16 protein-coding genes are annotated in these 16,540 nt (G+C 33.4%); 14 read left to right on the top strand and 2 right to left on the bottom strand.

What is annotated here, in order from left to right:
- The first annotated feature begins 165 nt into the window (after positions 1–165).
- The 7 genes from EG240_RS12715 (at position 166) to EG240_RS12685 (ending at position 7,407) form a co-directional block, all read left to right on the top strand.
- Positions 166–534, top strand: a complete 369-nt coding sequence (locus EG240_RS12715) for a hypothetical protein (RefSeq protein WP_235830385.1) — start codon at positions 166–168, stop codon at positions 532–534.
- A gap of 201 nt (positions 535–735) precedes the next feature.
- Positions 736–1,662, top strand: coding sequence for a hypothetical protein (locus EG240_RS12710; protein WP_125019763.1), 927 nt, complete (start codon positions 736–738; stop codon positions 1,660–1,662).
- Positions 1,663–1,666: 4 nt separating this feature from the next.
- The gene (locus tag EG240_RS12705; RefSeq protein ID WP_125019765.1) at positions 1,667–3,646 is read left to right on the top strand and encodes a TonB-dependent receptor plug domain-containing protein; all 1,980 of its coding nucleotides are present in this window, start codon (positions 1,667–1,669) and stop codon (positions 3,644–3,646) included.
- A gap of 35 nt (positions 3,647–3,681) precedes the next feature.
- Positions 3,682–4,560 carry an MbnP family protein gene (locus tag EG240_RS12700; RefSeq protein ID WP_125019762.1) on the top strand — a complete coding sequence of 293 codons (879 nt, stop codon included), beginning with the start codon at positions 3,682–3,684 and terminating at the stop codon, positions 4,558–4,560.
- A gap of 71 nt (positions 4,561–4,631) precedes the next feature.
- Positions 4,632–5,648, top strand: a complete 1,017-nt coding sequence (locus tag EG240_RS12695; RefSeq protein ID WP_125019761.1) for a cytochrome-c peroxidase — start codon at positions 4,632–4,634, stop codon at positions 5,646–5,648.
- Between the two features lie 132 nt (positions 5,649–5,780).
- Complete coding sequence (locus tag EG240_RS12690; protein WP_125019760.1) at positions 5,781–6,143, top strand: heavy-metal-associated domain-containing protein; 363 nt, start codon at positions 5,781–5,783, stop codon at positions 6,141–6,143.
- A 7-nt stretch (positions 6,144–6,150) separates the two neighbouring features.
- The gene (locus EG240_RS12685; protein ID WP_125019759.1) at positions 6,151–7,407 is read left to right on the top strand and encodes a GEVED domain-containing protein; all 1,257 of its coding nucleotides are present in this window, start codon (positions 6,151–6,153) and stop codon (positions 7,405–7,407) included.
- Positions 7,408–7,841: 434 nt separating this feature from the next.
- Here EG240_RS12685 and mobB read toward each other — a convergent pair whose 3' ends face one another.
- Both mobB and mobA read right to left on the bottom strand, forming a co-directional pair.
- Positions 7,842–9,116 (bottom strand): conjugal transfer protein MobB, encoded by a 1,275-nt coding sequence (gene mobB, locus EG240_RS12680; protein ID WP_125019758.1) that lies wholly within the window; start codon positions 9,114–9,116, stop codon positions 7,842–7,844.
- Positions 9,106–9,552 (bottom strand): conjugal transfer protein MobA, encoded by a 447-nt coding sequence (gene mobA / locus EG240_RS12675; protein ID WP_125019757.1) that lies wholly within the window; start codon positions 9,550–9,552, stop codon positions 9,106–9,108. Before mobA ends, mobB begins: the two co-directional genes overlap by 11 nt.
- 656 nt (positions 9,553–10,208) lie before the next feature.
- Between mobA and EG240_RS12670 the strand changes: the two genes are divergently transcribed.
- From EG240_RS12670 to EG240_RS12640, 7 genes are all read left to right on the top strand, one after another.
- Entirely contained in the window at positions 10,209–10,976 is a 768-nt protein-coding gene (locus EG240_RS12670; RefSeq protein WP_125019764.1) for a ParA family protein, read from the top strand.
- A gap of 6 nt (positions 10,977–10,982) precedes the next feature.
- On the top strand, positions 10,983–11,408 hold the full coding sequence (locus EG240_RS12665) for a DUF3408 domain-containing protein (protein WP_125019756.1): 426 nt from the start codon (positions 10,983–10,985) through the stop codon (positions 11,406–11,408).
- Positions 11,409–11,418: 10 nt separating this feature from the next.
- Positions 11,419–12,054 carry a conjugal transfer protein TraD gene (locus tag EG240_RS12660; protein WP_125019755.1) on the top strand — a complete coding sequence of 212 codons (636 nt, stop codon included), beginning with the start codon at positions 11,419–11,421 and terminating at the stop codon, positions 12,052–12,054.
- A 145-nt stretch (positions 12,055–12,199) separates the two neighbouring features.
- Positions 12,200–12,403 (top strand): helix-turn-helix transcriptional regulator, encoded by a 204-nt coding sequence (locus tag EG240_RS12655; RefSeq protein ID WP_125019754.1) that lies wholly within the window; start codon positions 12,200–12,202, stop codon positions 12,401–12,403.
- 80 nt (positions 12,404–12,483) lie between these two features.
- Positions 12,484–14,046 carry a restriction endonuclease subunit S gene (locus EG240_RS12650; RefSeq protein ID WP_125019753.1) on the top strand — a complete coding sequence of 521 codons (1,563 nt, stop codon included), beginning with the start codon at positions 12,484–12,486 and terminating at the stop codon, positions 14,044–14,046.
- Entirely contained in the window at positions 14,033–15,640 is a 1,608-nt protein-coding gene (locus EG240_RS12645) for an AAA family ATPase (RefSeq protein ID WP_125019752.1), read from the top strand. The genes EG240_RS12650 and EG240_RS12645 overlap by 14 nt, the downstream gene beginning before the upstream one ends.
- Positions 15,637–16,533, top strand: a complete 897-nt coding sequence (locus tag EG240_RS12640; RefSeq protein ID WP_125019751.1) for a hypothetical protein — start codon at positions 15,637–15,639, stop codon at positions 16,531–16,533. Before EG240_RS12645 ends, EG240_RS12640 begins: the two co-directional genes overlap by 4 nt.
- The last annotated feature ends 7 nt before the right edge of the window (positions 16,534–16,540 follow it).

Raw genomic sequence — 16,540 nt, 5'->3', positions numbered from 1 at the left:
ATCCATTTAATTACACATTCAATCCAAAATTTGGCTATTGATAAAAAACGAGTGAATTTTGCATCGTGAAAATTGATTTTGATATAAAATATCTTTTGATATGATTAAAATCATAGATTAGTTATTAGTGTATCAATTACCTTTGTCCCAAATTAAACTACTTTAGTGAAAAAACTTATAGTCATATTAGCATTGTTTATGCTTTTTAAGCCTGTGATTCCGGTTTTGGAATACGTGGTGTTTTATGACTATATTAAAAATGAGCTTTGTGAAAACAAAGACAAACCCAAACTTGAATGTAACGGAAAATGTCATTTGAAAAAAGAATTGGCAAAATCTTTCGGTTCAACTGAAAAAGGAAACGATAAAAAACATTTTTCTGTAGAGACAAGTATTGTTTTCTATCAGGAAATAGAAGAGAATTTTGGGTTCAAACAGCTCTTCTACCTACACAAATCAAAAGTAACTTCAAATTATAATTTGTCTTACTCTCATTTAGAGACAAATTCTGTATTTAGACCTCCAATCGTTTAATTTTAAAATAGTGTTGTTATTAGATATTGATTTCTTCAATATCTAAAACTGATTATGGTAAATATTCAGCAAAGAACACTAATAATCTATTTTGTCAACAGTTGCATTACAATGTAAGAACGCTTTATAAATCAAATAGCGTCGTAGTCTCATATAGCACCTGTTGACACACAATAGTTTTTAATTAAAGACTCATCACAAATGAAATTTTTTAAACATTTTGTAATTGCAATAGTACTTGCAGTTACAACCTCGTGCACGCTTGATAAAACGGATTTTGAAGCCGAAATCAACCGGGACGTTATAGAATATTTTGAATTTAAAGAAGTTACTTCATTCAATAGTGGTAATTTCAAAATCAGTATTGAAGCTTTAAACGGTACTTTTTATAAAGGATATAATGAGATCCGTTTAACCATTACCAATACCCAAACCAATCAGGCTCTGAATAATTCGGATGTTACTTTTTTACCTATACTTACCAATACCGATAACAACAAAATTTCTTGTCCGCACAGGTATCATTTGGTTTATAATACTGAAGAACAATATTATTCGGGGTATGTAGTATTTACAAGCATAAGCAACCCAATGGAAAACTGGGACTTGTATATCAGTTTCATAGGTAGTAATCAAACACATACGGTTAGCCAGTTGGTTACTGTCCAAAATCAAACTAATATGAACCTGAATATGACTTCATTTACAGGTAATGACGGAGAGCAGTATTTTATTGCACTCGTTGCTCCTCAAAAACCAAAGGTTGCCGAAAATGAATTAGTAGCAGGAATTTACAAATACAGCCAGCCTACTGAACCGGCAGGAACTTTTCCCAACCCATCGCAATTTTCGTACGCTGAAGTAGAAAACTATACGTTGCTTTTAGACCCGAGAATGCCCGAACCATCTATGGGAAACCATTCTTCTCCTAACAACGTGGATTTAACCCAAAAGGCAGACGGATTGTATTATGGAGTAGTCAATTACACGATGACCGGAAACTGGACATTAAATTTTATGATGTTAAATCAAAACGGAGCACTCATCAAAGGAACGGAAGTACCAACCGATTTCACACCCGGAATCGAAGGAGCAAAAAGTGAACTTCATATTAATATCTTATTCTGATGCTATGAGATATATTACAATTATAGTTTGCTTTTTGGGAATATTTGCCAATGCTCAAAACATTGAGAATGATACATTGACAACAGAATTAGAAGAAATTAAAATAGATGTGGTTGTCAAAAAGAAAATCGAAACCGAAATGAAAATGGCGGTTACGGTTGATGAGTTTCTTGCTTCTTCTGACCAAATAAGTTTCATTAAGCGCGGAGCTTATGCGTGGGAACCATTGTTGAATAATATGAGTACGGAACGTTCAACCGTTACTATTGACGGAATGCACGTTTTCGGAGCTTGTACCGACAAAATGGATCCAATTACTTCGTATGTGGAAAGCAATAATCTCTCTACAATCGATATAAAATCAGGGCAGGAAGGAGGTATGCACGGTTCAACGGTAGCAGGAAGTATTGACTTAAAAAGAAAAAATACTTCATTTAGTGAAATAAAAGAATGGAAAGGTGTTTATCAATCAGGATTTGAGTTTAACAACAAGCAGTTTTTCAACCTCGGAAATATATCTTTTACCAGTAATAAATTCGTAGCAGACGGAAGTATTTCTTATCGAAAAGCAGAAAATTATTCTGACGGGAACAACAATGAAGTCAATCATTCTCAATTCAAAAAATTCAATAGTTCGTTAGGATTGGCTTACAAAACAAGTGATTTATCTTCTTTGCGCGTTGATGCTATTTTTGACCAAGCGAACGATGTTGGTTATCCTGCACTTCCGATGGATTTGTGGCTTTCGAGAGCTTTAATTACTTCAGTTTCGTACAAGCAATTATTTGAAGAGGGTTTGATAGGGGTTTGGGATTCAAAAATTTATTTCAATGCCATAGAACATTATATGGATGATACTACCCGACCTGAAAATCTGGTACATATGGATATGCCTGGTTGGAGTACCACTTACGGATTGGTTTCTAAAATCAACCTAAAGAAAGGTAATTATTCTTCTGAAGTACAACTGAATGCGTATGATAATTTGTCAATTGCAGAAATGCGAATGTATCCGCAGGACAGAACCGAAAGAACAATGTTTGCCTACAGCTGGCCTTGGGTTACAACCAAATATGCAGGACTTTCGGTAAATAATTCTTTAGAGGTTACAGAAAAGAGTCAGGTAAATTTCGGAGGCTCTTTAGGGTTGAATTACAATCATTCTAAATATGTGGATTTCAACTGGATTTTTCATCCGGGAGCATCACAGGAAAAAACAAGATTTTTGCCAAGTCTGTATGCAGATTACAATGTAGATGTCAAACAATTTAATTTTTCTGTCGGAGGCGGATATGGTCATCGTGCACCATCTGTTTCGGAAGGTTACGGATATTATATCTACAACAGTTTTGACCGTTACGATTACATCGGAAATCCTGATTTGAAAAATGAAATTTCGTATGAAATCAATGCAAGTGCAGGTTTCAAGAATGAGAAGTTTAGTCTTCAGGCAAAAGCCAATTATTTCCATATTCAGAATTACATCATCGGAAGAATTTTAAGTATGGGAAGCCCGATGAATTATCAGTCGGTTGGTGTCAAAGGCTATACTTCATTAGACTATGCAATTTTGTTTAATTTTTCACTCAATGCCAAATACGATATAATAGAACATTTGCATTGGAAAGGAACATTGACCTATGCCCGTGGGAAAGATAATAAAGATGGAAATTTACCTTTTATCCGTCCATTGAGTTATCAGACTTCGCTACAGTACCATTACAAAGATTTTGGTTTTCAAACATCTATAAACGGAGATTTGAAACAAATAAATTATAGTCCTGAATATGGAGAAGACAAAACACCTTCTTACATAGTTTGGAATCTGTCTGCCGATTATACTTTTTATATTAACAATTTCAGAACAACTATTCAGGTAGGAGCCGAAAACATATTGAATGAATATTACAGTACCTATGCCGATTGGGGAAATATCCCAAGAATGGGACGTAATATTTTTACGTCTTTAAAAATTAATTTTTAACTATAAAATAAATACTAATAACTAAATTTTAAAAAATGAGAAATCTAAAAAAGTACCTTTTTTTATCTGCCGTTTCATTGGCATTTGTATCATGTAGCAGTGATGATGATGCATCAGCTGTTGCAAACAACGTAACCTTGTCTTTCAAAAACACTTTTGGTGATACCGAAATTATTTTGGGAGGAGCTACTTCTTCATCAGCAAGTGTAAACACTTCAGATGCAGGACAAGTTCATCGCTTTTCAGAATTGAAGTATGTGATCAGTAACATTCGTTTGATTAAAGCCGATGGAACCGAGATTCCTTATAATGTAAATAATTTAGATAAAGGGGCTATGGTTATTGACCAATCAAAATCATCTTCATTAAGTTACATTATGAATAATATTCCGACGGGTGAATATAAACAAATAAAATTCGGATTGGGTGTACGAAGTGATTTAAATACGTTAGACCAAACCAGATTCCCGAATTTCTATGCTACAGCTGGAGCAAATGACACGGAAATGATGTGGGAATGGGGAACAGGTTATCGTTTTACTAAAATCGAAGGATTTTATGATACGGATAACAAAGAAATGTCTATCCATACAGGAAGTACGGTTGAAGGAACAAATGGAGATGAATCCACTTACATTCAAGGAGTTGATGCTTACAGAAACATTGTTTTAGACTTGCCTGTAAATGCGGTTGTAGGAAGCAAAGCACCTAAAATCAATATCAAAGCAGATTTTGATAAATTATTAAGTGGTGTTTCTAATACCATTACGCTTTCAACCGGAAATGGAATGGGAGATAATGCAACGCCTAATATTCATACAGCTGTTCAAATGGTGAAATTTGTAGATAATATAGGAGGAAACGGTACAACAGATAATAAAGGAATGTTCTCTGTCCTTAACGTAGAAAACTAATTTAGACTTACAAGAGCCTTCTTAAATCAGAAGGCTTTATCTAAAAAATCACTTCAAATAATTCATAGAAAATGAAAGTTTTTCAGAAAATTTTACCTCTTATATTTTTGTTGGCATCTTGTAGCAAAGATGACTATGAGCCAATTGTATACGATAATCCCGAATTATCAATAAATATTCCTGTTGTTTTTCCTAAGTTAAACAATTCATTTTATGCAAACAAACCAACAAAGTATGGAGTAGCATTAGGAGAAAAACTATTTCACGAGAAACGTTTCAGTGCAGACAATACTATTTCGTGTGCAAGCTGTCATATTCAGTCCAGTGCATTTGCAGATAATAATGTACAGGCAATCGGAATTGAGGGAAGAATTGGGCTTCGTAATACACCGCCTATTCAGAATCTTGCTTTTATGAGGTTCTATAACTGGGACGGAAGTAAATTAAGTTTAGAAAATCAGCCGATTGTTCCGATTATCACACACGAAGAAATGGATTCTTCTATTTTGGAAGTTATCGGTAAAATCCAAAACGATGCATCTTATAAAGAGCTTTTTCAGAAAACATTCGGCGATGAAAACATTACACCTGAACGAATTTACAGAAGTATTGCCCAATATGAATATACTTTGATTTCAGCCAATAGTAAATACGATAAAGTAAAACGAAACGAAGCAACATTTACCGAAAACGAAATGCAAGGCTATCAGGTTTTTCAGCAGAAATGTGCCACTTGTCACAGTACGGAACTCTTTACCGACCAAACATTTCGAAACATCGGATTTCCTATCAATACAAATTCTAACGAGGCAGGAAGAGCGAGAGTTACCGGAAATATGGACGAATATATGAGTTTTCGTGTACCGTCTTTACGCAATGTAGAATACACCTCACCTTATGGAAGCTTCGGGCAGTTTGCAACACTGAAAGACGTCTTGGATTATTTCGACAATGGAGTTTTAGGAGCAGATAATCTGGATCCAGTTTTCAAAAATAATGGGAATAGAATTCCGCTTACCGAACAAGAAAAAGAGATCTTAATTTCATTTATGAAAACATTGAGTGATGTAGAGTTTACAGGTCATTAATATTAAAATTCATTTCAAGTAAATATTAGTTAAATAATCAAAAAATTAAGAGATTGAAATACACAGAGTTGGAAAACAGAAACCACTCTGAATGGGATTTCTATGGTTCAAAAAAATTAAAAATGTAGTAATATGAAAGATTATATCAAATTAGTAGGCTTATCAGTTATGTTTTTGATTGTTTCCTGTAAAGGAGAAGTACAGAAAGATAAAACGCAATCAACAGAAACAAAAGAAGTGGCTGTTTTACCTGAAAATTTAGAAGAGGTAAATTTTGAAATAAACGGAATGACCTGTGCTTTAGGTTGTGCCAAAATGATAGAAAACAAATTAGCAAATGCAAAAGGTATTGATTCTGCCAAAGTAGATTTTGAAACCAAACTGGCTTACATTTCTTTTGACAAAACACAGCAATCAAAAGAAGAATTACAAAAAAGAATTGAAGCTTTATTGGACGGAAACACCTATAAAGCTTCTGAAATTATAAAAGAATAAAAATCATATGAAAAAAATAATAACATTAGCATTGGTATTATTCCTTAATACCATATCAGCCCAAGTAAATATTGATTTCAATACACAGCCATTCCCATCGGACTGGACAATGCAGGGAGGTTTTGAAATAAGTAATGCCGAAATACATCCAAGATGTCAACAAAATGCACTGATAGGAAGCATCTTTGAACAGGAATCTATGTTTTGGATTCAAACAGCTTCCTATGACTATAATGGTGGAGATATTGAAATAAATCTTACCCACGGCATCAAAGACTTATACCACGCTTTAGGAGTAAGCAATCCTTTTCAAAAACCTGAATTATTTGTGGAATATGCAGAAGGAGATTCTGAAACCTGGATAGAACACGAAGAAATTTCATTGGACAACATCGATGAATCGACCACTTGCCTATCCTATACCTCTATAATAAACGCATCAGACATATCAGGTTTTGAAACCGTAAAATACCGATTTGTATATAAATCTCCTGCTCAAACAGGAATGATATATTTGCTTTATTGGTCTATTGATTCCATTCAGATAACGGAACAGGAATCTATAGCTGCTCCTTGTACAGATAATCTGGGTGGTGGTTTAGAACCTTCATTTATTACAGTAAAGATAAACGATACGTCATTCGATCATAATACTTATGACGAACCTACAGAATATTATCACGAATACCCGGCTACATCAAACACAACGGCTACATTGGTTGCAGGACAAAGCTATGATATTTACACATTTACTTCTTCCGAAGCAATAATATGTATTTGGATTGACTACAATCAGAATGATGAATTTGAAGCTAATGAATTTACAGAATTAGTCAACAATATGAATGCTCAAAACACGACATCTTTTACAATTCCAACGGATATTTTAGGAGATTTCAAAATGCGAATTCGTTCAAGAGCTTACGGAAGTTCAATTTTATCAACTGATGCTTGTACTAACTTTGGCTCAGGTGAAACAAGAGATTATACAATAACTGTTATTGAAAGCCCTCTATCTGTAAATGATTTTGATTTATTAGAAGTAAAAGCATATCCAAATCCTGTAAAAGATATTTTAAACATTTCTTCTGAACAAGAAATATCAGGAATTGAAATTTTTAATTTATTAGGACAGCGAATAGTAGATAAGAAAATAAATACTAATACAACTTCAATTGATTTGTCTGTATTTCCACAAGGAAATTATATTCTAAAGATAAAATCAGGAAACAATCAAAAAACACTTAAAGTGGTAAAACAATAATCTTATATAATACAAATTCACTACTGTTTAGAGTGATTTTGTTCCCCTTTTACCAAAATTTGAGTTAGTTTGAAAGCCCTGATTGTGCATAGCATTCAGGGCTTACTTTTTTAGTGAGTTCATAAACATAACAATGAAAAGTATTGAAAGTAAAAATAAACCACTTTTTATCAAACCTTAACGAACAGTTAAACTTTTTAGTCCCAACAAAGATTTAAAAAAAATATAATAATTTAAATATTCTTTAAAGTTCACTTTTACCAAGTTTATTTAATTTAATGTTAAATTTTTTATAGTTTAATTAGTATTTAAAAACTTTAGTATGCCAAAATTTAACTTTTATCTTTATGTTTCTTCTGTTGTAATAAAGCTATTAAATATTTAAAGAACTTCTACTCGCAAACATAGAATCTTTAGTAAAGTCAAGAGATAAATTATTTTTTCATTTTCTTTATTTTCATAAGATTTATAAACCTTTGTTCTTCGTAATTCTCGCCTTTAGCCTCGGGCAGTAAGCCGCCGAGTGCCTCTATCAAACCGTCTTCATGATTGTCCGTACTTAAGAAATCAAATAAATGATGAGATTCTTCAACAGGAAGTTCGGCATCATTAAATGTAGATAATTTGGGTTGTAATTCGGTAGACTCTTTTATTTCAGGCTTAATATTATTGTTCCAATAATCATTAAAAGTATTGGCAGAAAGTTCTTTTCCTAAGCGTGAACAGTTCCAAACAGTTCTTGAATTATGGTCTATAAATGTAATTCCATAAATACGGTCTGTATCGTTTCTTCGTACCACCACATTGATACCTTGTTCCGCTAACTTTCTTTTAAATGTTTGTTCATTATCTGTGGATTGAAGTGCAATAGTGACGACAGATTTCAAAGTTTGCTTGACTGGATGCTTCTTTAGTTTCGTTTTGCTGTTTTCGAAATGCAGTTCCAAGCCTGAAAGCCCCGCACTTTTTCCAAACAAAGAAGCTTTGAACGGATGTCCAACTCTTTCGCTTTTTTTACTTAATGGAATATAGAGCAAACCTTGTTGTGGCATTCCTCGTAATTCGCCCTCAACTTTCTCTGTTGTAATATTGAACAAAGAAAGCAAAGCATTGTATTCGCCTAATGTTTGAAATTGATAATAGTTTTGAAGATGGTGAACGACAGATGCAATTTGACTTTTAACATCGCCTGCTTTGTAATTTATAGGGCGGAAAATCTTATCATTTTCTTTGCGTTCTTTGTCTGTTGTAGGTATTAATCCGTGGTGTTTTTCGAGTTCTCTACAAACGTTCATTGAACGCATTTTCTCAAACTTGTCCGAAATTTTTCTTCCATTTTCATCGACACAAACCGAAACGATATGAATGTGATTACGATCTATATCGTTATGTTTAAAGACTATAAAAGGTTGTTCGCTGTAACCCATTTTCTGCATATATTCCTGCGCAATTTCTATAAACTTATCATCATTCACCACATCTTTAGGATTGGGATTCAGCGAAATATGCAACGTATGTTTCTCTGTATTGCGATTTGCAATCAAGTATGGTTCAAAAGAATCAGCTAATTGTGTAATTGAATATGTTCCGTTTGTTGTTTCAATTATTTTATTAGTAAACAAAATTTGTCCTTTTTCTTTTTCAACTTTCAGATTATTATATGCTAATGCACCATATAAACTTGAGCTTCTTCCAATTTTAGCTATCATTTGGAGTTTCTTTTTTAAGATATTTCGCTTCAAATTCTTCTGTCAGATGAATGATCTTACGACATAAAACCGCCATTTCAATTGTTTGTTTTTCCAATTTATATAGATAAGCAGCTGCTTTTTTCTCCGAAAAATTCTTATATAATAGTTTTACAATTTGGTTATAATTCACACCAACGGAACGAAATTGACTGTGAAATGAAGTCAATCGCATATAAAAATCAACGGTTCCTTTATCAATTTTAACAGATTTTATCTCTTTTCCGAATATTTGAGAAGTGATAAAATGTGCCTTAACCTGCATACCTGATTGTTCAAAAAGGGTTAGAAATCGGGCATGTTCTTCTTCAGTAAATGAAATCGAATACCGGATTTTAGCTGGATCTGTTTTGGGAGGTCTTCCTCCTTGTTTTCTTAGATTCTTTTTAATTACCATAAACTTCTAATTTAATTCATACAAAAAGCCGACTTCGGAGGATTTTTCTGCCCCCGGCTAGGGCAAGTTGTTTTGAGCTTCGGAATACTTTTCGAGATGCTCAAAACACAACTTGCCGTGTTCTGGTGAACACAATAATTCCGATGAATCGGAATTGAATGTAACAGGGAAAAACGGCTGCATGCCGTTGCTGTTACTTCTATTTTATCAAAATCCTTTTGCATAAATCAATTAATAAATAGTACTACACAAAGTAAAGCTCTCTTTTTAAAATAGTTGTACCATACAATAGTGCCAAACACGACCTATAAACGCCAAAGGCTTCGGTAGCTAATCAATCGACTCAAAATGATGTGTTCTTTGTATTTGAATGTTGGCTAGAACACCTTCAATCTGTGATGCCCGATTGCTGGAATGCAAACACCCAAGATTGTAGGGAGTCCTGATAGATGGAGTGCAAGACGGCAAGAACGCAGGATCGCTTGCCTTCTAAACATCTTGCTGTTTTGATTGATAGACGGAATGAATGTCGGCGATCCTGCTTGACAGGAAACATGAAGGCAGGTTGTAATGCCAAACTGAATGAAAGCTATGACTCTGTAATTCCAGCAGGAAAGAAAACAGTCAAGAATACTAGAATTTTAAATTTTATAGATATGAATACAAAAAAGAAACCTTTGTTTATTGCCTTTTCTTCACAAAAAGGCGGCGTTGGTAAAAGCACATTTACCGCACTTGTAGCGAGTACGCTGCATTATCGACTAGGCTATAATGTCGTTGTCTTTGATACGGATTTTCCACAACACAGCTTAACAAAAATGAAAGTCCGTGACTTGGCAATGGTAATGGAAAATGAACATTTGAAGAAGCTAGCGTACAATCAATTTATGGCAATCAATAAAAAGGCATACGAGATTGTACAACACAAGGCAGACAGCGTATTGGAAAGAGCAATAGAATATATAAACACCTCAGCTATTCCCATTGACGTTGTATTCTTTGATTTGCCAGGAACGGTTAATACGCCAGGAATTCTGAAAGCATTAGCAGGAATGCATCATATTTTCACGCCTATTACAGCCGACCGATTGGTCATGGAAAGTACCCTCATTTTTACACAGCTATTGCAGGATGTCATTATGAAAAAAGTAGAAACATCTATAAAAACCATTAACCTTTTTTGGAATGAAGTGGATGGCAGGGAAAGAACGCCTTTATACGATGTGTACAATCAACTTATAGCACAATTAGGATTAAGTCTGATGCAAAGTCAAGTTAAAAACAGCACTCGTTTTCGCAAGGAAAGTGAAAACGATAGTAAAACCATTTTCCGTTCTACGTTAATTCCCCCTGATGAACGACTGATGAAAGCTTGTCAATTAGATCTATTTATCACTGAATTTTTAAAAATCATTCAATTATAAGTACCGATGGAAAAATCAAATAGAAAAAAAGTAACGCCTGATATTAATGAGGAATTGATGATGAACTTGATGGTAGATGGCGTAAAAAAAGAAGGTTTACAACTTCCTCCTGAACCGATGGAAGATCATGGAAAATCAGAAGAGTTACCCCGTAACAAACCTGTGCAACGAGAGAAAAACCGCAGCAAAAAAAGTCTTGATGGAAGCTATGGAGATCTTTTTTTAAAAACACATTCCATGGCAAAACGAGGTGATAAAAGTATTTATATCCGTCAGGAATATCACAAACGTTTATCCCGAATTGTACAGGTGATTGGCAAGGATGAGATTCCGCTTTACGCTTATTTGGACAATATATTGGAACATCATTTTGAACTGTTTGAAAAAGCAATTATAGATGATTTCAACCAAAAGTTTAAACCTATTTTTTAAACCATTAGTTATGGAAACAATAATTGTATTATGCCTGCTGATCATCATTTATCTACTTTTACAGGACAAAATTGTCATTAAGAAACGATCGGAACAACATGGCTTACAGAAAAAAGTAAATCCAAATTTACCCGATATTATGGGGCAGCCAAAACCAGTAAAAAGCCAATCTATGCCAAAGGCGTCCAATGAAAGTCAATTTAAGGAACAAGAAATAAATCCAGCTAATTTAGACATAGAATACGACGAAAATGAAATCGTTGGTATTCAAATTCCGCAGGAAGAGCTGGACGAAGTTTTCAGTAATATACCTGATTTTGAAGAAGAGGAGGAAGAATGGAACAGGTACGGAATCTCTGGTAGCGATGACAGTCTTGCACAAGGAGTTACCTTTGATGAACTTAGCACTGTAGGGGCATTACTCCAAAAAGAAGAATTGGAGCAATCTCAAAAGGAAACAGCAGTTGCCCTAGTTCAAAAATTACATGGGACGGAGTTGTTCAGCTTACTGGAAAATTCTATTGAAGGTGCCTCTCAAAAAATTGCCGAGCTTTTGGATAGCGCACTTTCATCTGAAACGGAAACTGGTTCTTCCACCTTGCGGAAAAATAATTTAGAAGATTTTGATATTGGGGAGTTTGTGTGAGCAGATTCCCTTTTTTTATCGTATACATATGTCTATTCAATCTCAAAAATGATTATAATATAATATTTCAAAATCATCCTTAGGTACTTTGTTTGCATTATTAATAATACTAAATTCGCATTCTATGCGTATTAATTGAAGTTACATGAAACTCAATAGATTGAAAGTTATATTGGCTGAACACTCTAAAACCAGTAAATGGTTAGCCAAAGAGCTGGGGAAAAGTGAAAGTACTGTATCTAGGTGGTGTACTAATGAAATACAGCCATCCGTCGAAACATTCGCACAAATAGCCCGGCTTTTGAAAGTAGATATCAAAGATTTTTTTAACTCAACTATGTTAAAATAAATTTATCTCGAAATAATAATTCTGAGGTAAAATGCATAATCAAGATCTGTGAAAATCAGATCTTTTGCAAAAGATTTAAAATGAAAGAACAACAATTAACATATGTTTTACCAAAGGGATGGATTTGGACAACGCTAGACAAAATCTGTTATAAAATAACAGATGGGTCACATAACCCTCCTCCAAAACAAGACAACGGTATTCCTATGCTTAGTGCTAGAAATATAGAAAATTATACTATAAATTTTGATAAAGATTTACGCTATATAAATGAGGAAGATTACATAAGAGAAAAACAAAGAACAAATATAGAGCAAGGAGATGTATTGCTAACAATTGTTGGCACAATAGGAAGAGTATCTGTAGTTGAACAAACTCAAAAATTTGCTATACAAAGAAGCGTCGCATTACTTAAACCTATATTTATATCGAGTAGATACTTAATGTATTATCTGTCTTCTCCTTTTTCCAATAAAATGCTGATAAATAATTCAAAAGGATCTGCTCAAAAAGGAATTTATCTTTCGACATTAAAAAGCATAAGTATTCCAATAACGAATTTACATGAACAACACGCTATAGTATCTCAGATTGAAACACTATTTAGTAAAATTGGTGAGTCTGAAAAAATCTTAAAAAAGGCAAGCTATAGTTTAAAAATTTATAAACAAGCATTATTGAAAGATGCATTTACAGGAAAATTAACAAATAAAATTATTAAAGAAGGTAAACTGCCTAATGGTTGGAAAATAATCAAAATTTCAAATATTTCAAATGTAGTTAGAGGAGGTTCACCTAGACCAGCAGGGGATTCTAGATATTATGAAGGTAATATCCCATTTCTCAAGGTGAAAGATTTGACTAAAGATGAAAAAGTACATTTAACTACATTTGAATATACTATTAAAGAAGCTGGACTTGTAAAAACCAGAAGAATAAAGCCTAGAACCTTACTAATAAGTAATAGTGGTGCTACATTAGGTATTCCTAAAATATGTCTAATTGATTCAACTATCAATGACGGCATAGCAGCATTTTTAGATTTAGATGACAGAAGTATTTATTACCTATATTACTTTTTTCTATTGAATACTCAGAAATTGAGAGACATCAGCATGGGAGCAACTCAACCAAATCTGAATACAACGATTATTAAGAATATAGAGTTACCGTATTGTTCATTCGATGAACAAAAACAGGTGGTTGAAATCATTGAGTCGAGATTTACTTTAGCTGATAATTTAGGAAAAACAATTGACAACGTTTTAAATGAAATTATTGCACTAAAACATTCAATCTTAAAAAATGCGTTTGAAGGCAGATTAGTCAACTATACTTCAAATGAATCTGCAGAAAAATTGTTAGACGATTTAAAAGAAGAAAAAAGATTATATCTTGAAAATCAAAAAAAAATAAATCTAAGTAAACCCAAACCGAAGAAGAAAATGGAAGAAAAACAATCTATTATTGATATTTTAAAAAAATCTAATTCTCCTATATCTGCTCAAGAGCTTTGGGAAAAATCTACAAGTGAAGGAGATATTGAACGTTTCTACAGCGAAATAAAAGAAATCTACCATCAAATTGATGAGTTGAAATCTAAGACAGAATCACTTTTAACTTTGAAAGATGAAGATAAATAACGTACACATAAAAGGAAGATTTAAAAATCTAGAGGATTTTCATTTTGATTTTGGTGAGAATTCCATGGAAACGGTATTACTCGGACTGAATGCTACTGGTAAATCTAACTTTATGGAAGCAATAGTTATAATCTTTAGGGATTTAGATTTAGAAAGAGCTCCAATATTACATAAGCAAAGTCAATCTTTCGAATATATTATTAATTATAGTTGTCGTGATAAAAGCATAGAAGTTGATTATTCCGAAAAAAAAGGATACATTTTCTCTATTGATGGAGAAAAATTGAAATCAAAAGCTCAGTTTTTCAAAAATAAAAATGAATATTTACCTAGCCATGTTTTTGTATACTACTCTGGGTTGAGCGAACGCCTTAGATCTTTGTACGCAGATCACAAAGTTCAGCAATTTAAAAAAATGATGGATCCAACATCAAAGTATGAGGACTTTAAGGAAATGCCTCGTATTTTCTTAGTGGAGCCAATCCATGCCAGTTTTGCTTTAATCGCCTTTTATCTATTTGATGAAAGAGAAAAAGAAACTATAGATTTTCTAAAAAGGGAATTAAACATAGTTGATTTTGGCTCCGCCCTTTTTATGTTGAAGCAACCTAATTGGTCAAAATCTCGTAAGGACCCAGATCATTTCTGGAATACCGCAGGATTAGTCCGCAGGTTCATTGAAGATTTATGGAATTTTTCTATTGTACCTATGTTCTATAAAGAAACTGTGAGAGGGGCATTAAACAAAAGGGAAACGTTAAACAGGCTCTTTCTTTTCCTAAAAGACAAAGAAGCTATTAGAGCATTTGTCGAAATGAAATATGAAAACAAAATTACGTTGTTTAATGCCTTATGCAGTCTTCATTATTCTGAATTGGTAGAAGATCAGGATGTTAGAATAAAAGTTATAAAAGAACATGTAGAAGGCGAATTGGCTATGGGTGAATTAAGTGAAGGTGAAAAGCAATTGATTACGGTGCTTGGTTTGCTTAAATTTACAAAAGACGATGAAGCGCTTATTCTCCTTGATGAACCGGACACACATTTGAATCCCTTATGGAAATGGAAATACCTTGATTTTTTAGAAAATGTGGTGAGTAAATCTGCTAAAACTCAAATTGTTTTTTGTACGCATGACCCATTAGTTATTGGTGGTATGGAGAAAGAACAAGTGAGAGTGTTTAAAAGAGATGCTGATTATAATACTGAAGTAACAGAACCGGATGTAAGTCCAAAAGGTCTTGGTGTGGCAGGCATATTAACCAGTCCTTTGTTTGGTCTTCCTACGATATTGGATAAAAAAACTCAGGAAAAATTAAATCGTAAAAGATACTTGCAAGGTCGTTTAATGAGAGAGAAATTAGATGAGGTTGAATATGATGAGTACCAGAAATTAAAAGTAGACTTAGAAGATTATGGTTTCTATGAAGAGGTTGAAGACAAGTGGTTTAAAGCATACTTAGCCGAGATGTCAAAATTGGAAGCTTTTGGTAAGACTGAATTAACTGAATCAGAAAAACAGTTATTAGCCGAAGAAAGCTCTAAAGCAGCAGAACGTGTTCTAAAATTAATTCAAAAAGATGAACTACCATGAGAGTAATAAATCTATCTGACTTACGGGCTAAATTCGATAGTCTTGAAGGAAACCACGCTGGTAGCTTTGATGCTTGGGTTCAACGAGCAGAACAATGTCTAAATGATATTCGTCCAATGACGAAAAAACAAAGAAGTAACTATTGGTCTACAAATAATATTTGGAGAGAATTATATCCAGCATTATCTGAATTATCAGGACATAAATGCTGGTACTCCGAAGCACCTGAAAGTTCAAGTGAATGGGAGATAGAGCACTTCCGACCTAAAGCGGAATCTAAATCTGAAGATGGGGCTGTAATTCTTGAAGATGGTTATTGGTGGCTCTCATATAGTTGGATTAACTTTCGTTTAGCAGGCTCATTAGTTAATAAGTTAAGGAAAGATAGATTTGACACTGGGAACGAAGTTTATGGTAAAGGAAATTTTTTTCCATTAGATGGTGATGGTTTGGCTCAAACAGATGACGAAGAATGCGATTGCGAAAGACCTCTTCTTATCGACCCGATAAAACCGAGAGATGTAACGTTAATATCATTTGATCAAAATGGAGATCCATATCCAACTTATAATGAAGAAGACAGTCCATTATATAATAAAAAGGCTACGCTTTCTATAAAATTTTATGGGTTGGATCATACTCCACTACGAAGAGGAAGAAGTAAGATTTGGTCAAATTGTGAAATGGCAGTGAAAAAAGCACATAATTATATAAAAAACAATATTAATGATCCTGTGAGAAGAGATGAGAAAATAGATGAATGTTTTCTACTTCTTCATAACTACTCGAAATACACAGAGCCTTATTCAATGATCGTAAGAAATTTTGTGAAAGAAAAAATTAAAGATGATGAATATAGCTGGCTTAAAGATGTAGAACGAGTATTAGTATAATAAATTG

The sequence above is a fragment of the Paenimyroides tangerinum genome, from assembly GCF_003865405.1.
Taxonomy (GTDB): Bacteria; Bacteroidota; Bacteroidia; order Flavobacteriales; family Flavobacteriaceae; genus Flavobacterium; species Flavobacterium tangerinum.
The sequence above is the reverse complement of the archived record's forward strand: the minus strand, read 5'-3'. Positions and strand labels throughout refer to the sequence as shown.

What these genes read in the sequence shown, in the direction of transcription:
- EG240_RS12710 (WP_125019763.1), top strand. Translation starts at nt 736, where the DNA reads ATGAAATTTTTTAAACATTTTGTAATTGCAATAGTACTTGCAGTTACA.
- EG240_RS12705 (WP_125019765.1), top strand. Translation starts at nt 1,667, where the DNA reads ATGAGATATATTACAATTATAGTTTGCTTTTTGGGAATATTTGCCAAT.
- EG240_RS12700 (WP_125019762.1), top strand. Translation starts at nt 3,682, where the DNA reads ATGAGAAATCTAAAAAAGTACCTTTTTTTATCTGCCGTTTCATTGGCA.
- EG240_RS12695 (WP_125019761.1), top strand. Translation starts at nt 4,632, where the DNA reads ATGAAAGTTTTTCAGAAAATTTTACCTCTTATATTTTTGTTGGCATCT.
- EG240_RS12690 (WP_125019760.1), top strand. Translation starts at nt 5,781, where the DNA reads ATGAAAGATTATATCAAATTAGTAGGCTTATCAGTTATGTTTTTGATT.
- EG240_RS12685 (WP_125019759.1), top strand. Translation starts at nt 6,151, where the DNA reads ATGAAAAAAATAATAACATTAGCATTGGTATTATTCCTTAATACCATA.
- mobB (WP_125019758.1), bottom strand. Translation starts at nt 9,116, where the DNA reads ATGATAGCTAAAATTGGAAGAAGCTCAAGTTTATATGGTGCATTAGCA.
- mobA (WP_125019757.1), bottom strand. Translation starts at nt 9,552, where the DNA reads ATGGTAATTAAAAAGAATCTAAGAAAACAAGGAGGAAGACCTCCCAAA.
- EG240_RS12670 (WP_125019764.1), top strand. Translation starts at nt 10,209, where the DNA reads ATGAATACAAAAAAGAAACCTTTGTTTATTGCCTTTTCTTCACAAAAA.
- EG240_RS12665 (WP_125019756.1), top strand. Translation starts at nt 10,983, where the DNA reads ATGGAAAAATCAAATAGAAAAAAAGTAACGCCTGATATTAATGAGGAA.
- EG240_RS12660 (WP_125019755.1), top strand. Translation starts at nt 11,419, where the DNA reads ATGGAAACAATAATTGTATTATGCCTGCTGATCATCATTTATCTACTT.
- EG240_RS12655 (WP_125019754.1), top strand. Translation starts at nt 12,200, where the DNA reads ATGAAACTCAATAGATTGAAAGTTATATTGGCTGAACACTCTAAAACC.
- EG240_RS12650 (WP_125019753.1), top strand. Translation starts at nt 12,484, where the DNA reads ATGAAAGAACAACAATTAACATATGTTTTACCAAAGGGATGGATTTGG.
- EG240_RS12645 (WP_125019752.1), top strand. Translation starts at nt 14,033, where the DNA reads ATGAAGATAAATAACGTACACATAAAAGGAAGATTTAAAAATCTAGAG.
- EG240_RS12640 (WP_125019751.1), top strand. Translation starts at nt 15,637, where the DNA reads ATGAGAGTAATAAATCTATCTGACTTACGGGCTAAATTCGATAGTCTT.